General features: G+C 37.8%; 1 pseudogene. It reads right to left on the reverse strand.

The features are described from left to right. Positions 1-107: pseudogene (locus tag IX315_RS09885) on the reverse strand (IS5 family transposase); the annotation flags it as partial. Positions 108-225 lie beyond the last annotated feature (118 nt).

The raw sequence follows: 225 nt of genomic DNA on the forward strand, positions 1-225 counted from the left end.
GGTTCGCCTTTCGCTTCAGCTCTCTTATTTAGCTTTTTATTTATGAGCGTTTGAAATGGTCTCCAATCAATGAGTTTGTCAATTTGCTCTAGAAACTCATTGCGTGCTCTAGAACTTCTCAATTCGGTAAACACCTCAGTAAATGAGGGTGCATTGTTGCTCGTTTGCTTGAATCCCATAACTATTGTCGCTATAAATCAATACTATATTCTCCCCTTAATTACA

The organism is Porphyromonas levii (assembly GCF_018206105.1).
Classification (GTDB): domain Bacteria; phylum Bacteroidota; class Bacteroidia; order Bacteroidales; family Porphyromonadaceae; genus Porphyromonas_A; species Porphyromonas_A levii.